The 6819-nt window shown below is 68.6% G+C and carries 7 protein-coding genes; all 7 read left to right on the forward strand.

What is annotated here, in order from left to right:
• Positions 1–959: ornithine cyclodeaminase family protein (locus WAZ62_RS01250; protein ID WP_422641713.1), on the forward strand; the 959-nt coding region annotated here is incomplete at its 5' end.
• Positions 956–2059 (forward strand): NAD(P)/FAD-dependent oxidoreductase, encoded by a 1104-nt coding sequence (locus WAZ62_RS01255; protein ID WP_422641714.1) that lies wholly within the window; start codon positions 956–958, stop codon positions 2057–2059. The genes WAZ62_RS01250 and WAZ62_RS01255, both read left to right, overlap by 4 nt.
• Before the next feature lie 7 nt (positions 2060–2066).
• Complete coding sequence (locus WAZ62_RS01260) at positions 2067–2705, forward strand: phosphoribosylanthranilate isomerase (protein ID WP_422641715.1); 639 nt, start codon at positions 2067–2069, stop codon at positions 2703–2705.
• Between the two features lie 9 nt (positions 2706–2714).
• Entirely contained in the window at positions 2715–3941 is a 1227-nt protein-coding gene (trpB, locus tag WAZ62_RS01265; protein WP_422641716.1) for a tryptophan synthase subunit beta, read from the forward strand.
• Positions 3938–4774, forward strand: a complete 837-nt coding sequence (gene trpA / locus WAZ62_RS01270) for a tryptophan synthase subunit alpha (protein ID WP_422641717.1) — start codon at positions 3938–3940, stop codon at positions 4772–4774. The genes trpB and trpA overlap by 4 nt, the downstream gene beginning before the upstream one ends.
• Positions 4775–4793: 19 nt before the next feature.
• Positions 4794–5678, forward strand: a complete 885-nt coding sequence (accD, locus tag WAZ62_RS01275; protein ID WP_422641718.1) for an acetyl-CoA carboxylase, carboxyltransferase subunit beta — start codon at positions 4794–4796, stop codon at positions 5676–5678.
• A gap of 31 nt (positions 5679–5709) precedes the next feature.
• Positions 5710–6819: bifunctional folylpolyglutamate synthase/dihydrofolate synthase (locus WAZ62_RS01280; RefSeq protein WP_422641719.1), on the forward strand; the 1110-nt coding region annotated here is incomplete at its 3' end.

The following is a 6819-nucleotide window of genomic DNA, read 5'->3' on the forward strand; positions in this document are numbered from 1 at the left end:
CCATGAGCGCGCCGCTACCCGCCGCGCTCCGCCATGTCGACGGGGCGACGGCCCGCGCCGCCCTGACCTATCCCGGGTTGATCGATGCCCTGGGCGATGCTTTCGCCGCCGGCACCATTACCGCGCCCTTGCGGGGTCACTACCCGATGGACGACGGCGCCGGCGCGACCAATATATTCCTGGTGATGCCGGCCTATCAGCCCGGCGCCTATACCGGCGTGAAGCTGGTCACGGTCGCCCCGGGCAATGGCGCGCGCGGTCTCGATTCGGTGATCGGCCTCTATGTCCTGTTCGACGGGGCGAGCGGGGCGCCGCTGCTGACCGTCGACGGCAGCGCCCTCACCGTACGCCGCACCCCCGCCGCCTCCGCCCTCGCCGCGCGTTACCTGGCGCGGGAAGACGCGAAGACCCTGCTCGTCGTCGGCGCCGGCAATCTGGCGCCCCATGTCATCGAGGCTTACCGCGTGGTGCGGCCCGGCCTCTCCCGCGTCCTGATCTGGAACCGCAATGGCGACAAGGCCCGCGCCGTCGCCGCCCGTCACGGCGCCGAAGCGGTCGAGGATCTGGCGAGCGCGGTCGCCGGGGCCGATATCGTCTCGTCCATCACCATGAGCCGGACGCCCCTGATCCGGGGCGAATGGTTGAAGCCCGGTTGCCATGTCGATCTGATCGGCGGCTTCACCCCCGAGATGCGGGAAGCGGACGATAGCGCCATCACCCGCGCCCGGCTCTTCGTCGACACGAGGGAAGGCGCCCTGCACGAGGCGGGCGACCTCGCCGATCCCCTGGGGCGCGGCCTGATATCGGAGGCCGATATCGCCGCCGACCTCGCCGATCTCTGCGCCGGCCGCCACGAGGGCCGGCAGAGCGCCGGCGAAATCACCCTGTTCAAATCGGTCGGCACCGCGCTCGAAGACCTCGTCGCCGCCGCTTTCCTGCATCGGTCGCTCGCGCCATGAAACTGATCGTCGTCGGCGGTGGCCTCTATGGCCTCGCCACCGCAAGGGCCGCCATCAACCGCGGCATGGAGGTCACGGTGATCGAGCAGGGCCGCGTGCCCGATCCGCTCGCCACCTCGGTCGACCGTCACCGCCTGATCCGCTACCCCTACGGCGCGCTCGACGGCTATGCCCTGATGATCCACGACGCCTATGCCGCGTGGGACGGCGTGTGGCGCGACTTCGGCCGCCGGCATTATGTCGAGACCGGCACCCTCGCCCATCATTTCGAGCCGGGCGACTGGGCGGACCAATCCGCCGCCTCCCTCGACCGGCTGGGCATCGCTTACGAGCGGCTGAAGCCGGCCGAACTGGACCGGCGCTTTCCGATGCTGTCATCGGACGGTGCCATCGACGCCCTGTGGCTGACAAGCGGCGGCGCCCTGCTGGCGGACCGGATCGTCGGCGGTCTCGGCGACTATGTCCGCGAAAAGGGCACCCTGCTGGAGGGCATCGCCGTCGCCGACATCGATCCCGGCCGGGCGACGGCGATCCTCGCCGATGGCCGCCGCATCGAGGGCGATCGGCTGGTGGTCGCCGCCGGCGCCTGGACGCCGCGCCTCGTCCCCGCCCTTGCCGCCGACCTGCGCCCGGTGCGTCAGGTCGTCACTTACGCGAAAGTGCCGGCGAAGTGGAAAGACGCCTGGGCCAGCGGCCCCATGCTGCTGGAGATCGAGCGGGACGACGGCTTCTATGCCGTGCCCCCGGTCGACGGCTATGGCCTCAAACTCGGCGATCACCACATGGACGGCGGCCCGGACGACCCGGAAGCCCGGCGCGGCGCCGGCAAGGATGAGGCGAAGGCGATCTGGGAAGGCGGCCGCCGCCGTTTCCGCGATTTCGACGATTACCGCATCATCGAGGCCAAGACCTGCCTCTATACCGTGACGGCGGACGAGCGCTTCCGCATCGCCGATGTCGACGGCGCGCTGGTGCTGTCCTGCTGCTCGGGCCACGGCTTCAAGTTCGGCGCCGTGATGGGCGAGCGGGTGGCGGCCCATCTCGATGGCGCGGTGGATTTCGATGCACTGCAACACTGGGCCGCCGGAAAGCTGCTATAGTCCTCCCATGTCCGTTGCCGCGAAAATCTGTGGGCTGTCCACGCCCGAGACCGTCGATGCCGCCGTCCAGCACGGCGCCAGCCATGTCGGCTTCGTGTTCTACCCGCCGTCGCCCCGCAGCCTGTCGCCCGCCGAGGCCGGCGCCCTGATCCGCCGCCTGCCGGCGGGTGTGACCCCGGTCGCCCTGACCGTCGATGCCAACGACGATACCCTTGCCGCCATCCTGGCCGAGGCGCCGGTGAAGATCCTGCAGGCCCATGGCAAGGAAAGCCCGGCCCGCGTCGCCGAAATGCGCCAGCGCTTCAACCTGCCGGTGATGAAGGCGGTCGGCATTGCCGGGGCGGGGGATGTCGCGACGGCCCATGATTACGAGTCTGTTGCCGACCTGTTGCTCCTCGACGCCAAACCGCCTAGAAAAGGCCTTCCCGGCGGCAATGGCCTTGCCTTCGACTGGGGCCTGATCGCCAATGAGCGCTGGTCGCGGCCCTGGTTCCTGGCAGGCGGACTGACGCCCGACAATGTCGCCGAAGCGATCCGCGTCGCCGGGGCTTCGGCGGTCGACGTGTCGAGCGGTGTCGAATCCGCGCCGGGGGTTAAGAATGTCGACCTGATCGCCGCCTTCCTGGCGGCGGCGCGGTCTGTTTGAGGAACGATCATGGCCATGGCGCCCGCACAGACGCCCAATTCCTACCGCGAGGGTCCGGACGAGCACGGGCATTTCGGGATCTACGGCGGGCGCTTCGTCGCCGAGACGCTGATGCCGCTGATCCTCGAGCTTGAAAAGGCCTATGAGGACGCCCGCAACGATCCGTCGTTCCGCGCCGAACTCGATTACTTCCTCGAACATTACGTCGGCCGCCCCAGCCCGCTCTATTTCGCCGAGCGGCTGACCGACCATTTCGGCGGCGCCAAGATCTATCTGAAGCGGGAAGAGCTGAACCACACCGGCGCCCACAAGATCAACAACTGCATGGGCCAGATCCTGCTGGCCAGGCGCATGGGCAAGAAGCGCATCATCGCCGAGACCGGCGCCGGCCAGCATGGCGTGGCGACGGCGACGGTGGCCGCCCGCTTCGGCCTGCCCTGTACCATCTACATGGGCAAGACCGACATCGAGCGGCAGAGCCCGAACGTCTTCCGCATGAAGCTGCTGGGCGCGGAAGTCGTTCCCGTCACCTCGGGCTCGCAGACCCTGAAGGATGCGATGAACGAGGCCCTGCGCGACTGGGTGACCCAGGTCGAGGACACGTTCTACATCATCGGCACCGTCGCCGGCCCGCATCCCTATCCCGCCATGGTGCGCGATTTCCAGGCGGTGATCGGCCATGAATCCAAGGCCCAGATGCTGAAGGCGGAAGGCCGCCTGCCGGATACGCTGGTCGCCTGCGTCGGCGGCGGCTCCAACGCCATCGGCCTGTTCTATCCCTTCCTCGACGACCGCGAAGTGGCGATCGACGCGGTCGAGGCCGCCGGCCTCGGCCTCGAGAGCGGCAAGCACGCGGCATCGCTGGCCAAGGGCCGGCCCGGCGTGCTGCACGGCAACCGCACCTATCTCCTGCAGGACGACGACGGCCAGATCATCGAGGCCCATTCGATCTCGGCCGGCCTCGACTATCCGGGCATCGGGCCGGAGCATTCCTGGCTGCATGATATCGGCCGGGTGAATTTCGTCTCGGCCACCGATCAGGAGGCGCTGGACGCCTTCCAGCTCTGCGCCAAGCTCGAAGGCATCATCCCCGCCCTCGAATCGTCCCATGCCCTCGCTCATGTCGGGCGGATCGCCGGCAAGCTGCCGAAGGACCACATCATCCTGGTCAATCTGTCCGGCCGCGGCGACAAGGATATCTTCACCGTCGCCAGTGCTCTGGGAGCGAAGCTGTGACCGTCGCCCGTATCGATGCCCGCTTCGCCGCGCTGAAGGCCGAGGGTCGCCCCGGCCTCGTCGTTTTCGTCACCGCTGGGGATCCGGACCTCGAAACCTCCTTCGAGGTGATCAGGGCGCTGCCCGGCGCCGGTGCCGATGTGATCGAGATCGGCATGCCCTTCACCGATCCGATGGCCGATGGCCCTGCGATCCAGGCGGCGGGCCTGCGCGCCCTCGCCGGTGGCCAGACCCTGGTGAAGACCCTCGACCTCGTGCGCCGCTTCCGCGAGACCGACCAGGCGACGCCGATTGTGCTGATGGGTTATTACAATCCGATCTACTCCTATGGCGTGCCGCGCTTCCTGACCGATGCCAAGGCCGCCGGCATCGACGGGCTGATCGTCGTCGATCTGCCGACCGAGGAAGATCCCGAGTTGTGCTTGCCGGCGCTCGAACAGGATATCGCCTTCATCCGCCTCGCGACGCCGACGACCGACGACAAACGCCTGCCGACCGTGCTGCGCCATACCTCGGGCTTCGTCTACTACGTCTCGATCAATGGCATCACCGGCTCGGCCAGCCCCGACTGCAACGCCGTCGCCGCCGCCGTCGCCCGGCTGAAGCGCCATACCGATCTGCCGATCGCCGTCGGCTTCGGCATCCGCACGCCCGAACAGGCGGCGGAGATCGGTGGCAATGCCGATGCCGCCGTCGTCGGCAGCGCCGTCGTCTCGATGATCGGCGAGGCTTCCGCCCAAGGCCTCTCGGGTAAGGCCCTGGCCGACCGTATTTCCGCTTTCGTCGCCACGCTCGCCGCCGGTGTGCGCGGCGCCAAGCGTAGCGCCGCCTGAGCCCGCTGGAGTTTCCGCAATGGCCAATTGGCTGAACGATGTCGTCCGTCCCAAGATCCGCGCCGCCTTCGTGCGCCGGGACATGCCGGACAACCTGTGGACCAAGTGCCCCGGCTGCGGCCAGATGCTGTTCCACCGCGAACTGGACGAGAATCTGCATGTCTGCCAGCACTGCGGCCACCACATGCGCCTTGGCATCGAGGAGCGGATTTCCCTGCTGCTCGACGCCGGCTTCACCCTGGTTCCCGTCGCCGATGTGCCGGTCGATCCGCTGAAGTTCAAGGACGAGAAAAGCTATGTCGCGCGCCTGAAGGATGCCCGCGCCAAGACCGGCCAGAATGACGCCATGCTCGTCGCCTATGGCACGATCGAGGGACTGGGCGCCGTGCTCGCGGTGCAGAATTTCGCCTTCATGGGCGGCTCCATGGGTCTTGCGGTCGGCGAGGCGCTGGTGACGGCGGCCGAGCGCGCGGTCGATCACGGCGTGCCGCTGGTCGTCGTCACCGCCGCGGGCGGCGCGCGCATGCAGGAAGGCATCCTGTCCCTGATGCAGATGCCGCGTTCGACCGTCGCGGTCGAAATGGTGCGCGATGCCGGCCTGCCCTATATCGTCGTGCTGACCGATCCGACGACGGGCGGCGTCACCGCGTCCTATGCCATGCTGGGCGACATCCAGATTTCGGAACCCGGTGCCCTGATCGGCTTCGCCGGCCAGCGCGTGATCGAACAGACCATCCGCGAGAAACTGCCCGAAGGCTTCCAGCGCGCCGAATACCTGCTCGAACACGGCATCATCGACATGGTCGTGCCGCGCAAGGAACTGAAGACCCGCCTCGCCACCATCATCGCGCTGCTGACCAACCGCAAGCCCAAGGCGGCGGTCAAGCTCCCGGTCAAGGCCTGACCGGGTCCCCGCCAGGGGGCCGGAGATCCTCATGACCACCAGCGATCGCGTGCTCGAGCGGCTGACAAGGCTGCATCCGAAGAAGATCGACCTGTCGCTCGGCAGGATGGAACGGCTGCTGGCCCGGCTCGGCCATCCCGAGCGGGATCTGCCGCCGGTCGTCCATGTCGCCGGCACCAATGGCAAGGGCTCCACCGTCGCCTATCTGCGGGCCATCGCCGAGGCTGCGGGCCTGCGCGTTCATGCCTATACCTCGCCCCATCTGGTGCGTTTCGCCGAGCGGATCCGGCTGGCCGGCGAGCTGATCGGCGAGGACGCCCTGACCGCCCTTCTCGAGGAATGCGAAAGGGCCAATGGCGAAGCGCCGATCACCTTCTTCGAGGTGACGACGGCGGCCGCCCTGCTCGCCTTCGCGCGGACGCCTGCCGATCTCGTCCTGCTCGAGGTCGGCCTCGGCGGGCGGCTGGACGCGACCAATGTCGTGACCATGCCAAGGCTTTGCGTGATCACGCCCGTCGACCTCGACCACCGGGACTTCCTGGGCGAGACCATCGCCGCCATCGCCGCCGAGAAAGCCGGCATCCTGAAGCCGGACGTGCCCGCCGTAGTCGGCCCGCAGACGGCGGAAGCCCTCGCCGTGATCTGCGACCGGGCCGATGACCTCGATGCCCCGCTGATCGTCGCCGGTGCCGATTTCACCGCCCGCCCGGTCGAGGACGGTTTTCTGTTCACGGGTGCCGGGCTGACCGACTGGCGTCTGCCCCTGCCGGCTCTCGCCGGGCCGCATCAGATCGCCAATGCCGCCAGCGCCGTCGCCGCAGCCCTGCTGCTGGACCTGCCGGAAGCGGCGATCGAGATTGGCATCGCGAAAGCGGAGTGGCCGGCCCGGTTGCAACGCCTGACCCGGGGTCCGCTGCCCGCCCTGCTGCCCGGCGGCGAGCTGTGGCTGGACGGCGGCCATAATCCCCATGCCGCCCGGGCGCTGGCCGAGGCACTGGCCGCCATGACCGCGCGGGACGGCCGTCCCCTCGCCCTCGTCACCGGGCTGCTGTCGACCAAGGATGCGGCGGGTTATTTCGGGGCGTTCACGGCGCTGAAGCCGCCGGTCGTCGCGGTGACCATTCCGGGCGAGGATGCCGCC

Origin of the sequence: Zavarzinia sp. (assembly GCF_049306435.1) — a bacterium.
Lineage (GTDB): Bacteria > Pseudomonadota > Alphaproteobacteria > Zavarziniales > Zavarziniaceae > Zavarzinia.